We start from the raw sequence: 567 nt of genomic DNA on the forward strand, positions 1-567 counted from the left end.
CTTCAGGTCGTCGAGTAGCCCGTCCCTGGCGAACACCTCGTTGGGATCGCGGCCGGCAATCAGTTGGTCCAGAAGTTCCTTCTCGATAGCCATGTGATGATTCTATCCTTTCCATCATCATGGCCTCGCGCACTGAATTCCTGACAGTCCCCCGCGCGCCGTCTGATTGAAAAGCGCTGAGAGGAAGGCCAGCACAAGGGGCTGCGGCTGGGGACCGGAATTAAGCACCGCGGCTTTGAAGGCAGCAGGGCGACCGTCTACAGGTGGACCGCCGCCCGTAAGGAGCGGCCACCGACCGCTCCACCAAATTCGCGGTGGCGGCCGCCATCGCGTGCAAGCTAATTTCAGATCGAGCACCGTTGCTGGAGAGAACATGCTGAAAAAGTTCAACGCTATCCGCTCACCTTTGGACCCACGCCCATCGAGAAGCTCGACCGCCTCGGCAAGCACCTGGGAGGGTGGAAATCTACGGAACTCGGGTCTCGCGTTCGGCAGAAACAAGCTGCGCAAGCTCGAATATATCATCCGCGACGCCATCACATCAAATGCCGATACGCTTGTCTTCAT

Annotated in this window: 1 pseudogene; it reads left to right on the plus strand. The window is 58.7% G+C overall.

The window, feature by feature from the left end:
• Positions 1-348: 348 nt before the first annotated feature.
• Positions 349-567: pseudogene (locus tag EOA38_RS38420) on the plus strand (hypothetical protein); the annotation flags it as partial.

The sequence above is a fragment of the Mesorhizobium sp. M1E.F.Ca.ET.041.01.1.1 genome, assembly GCF_003997355.1.
Lineage (GTDB): Bacteria > Pseudomonadota > Alphaproteobacteria > Rhizobiales > Rhizobiaceae > Mesorhizobium.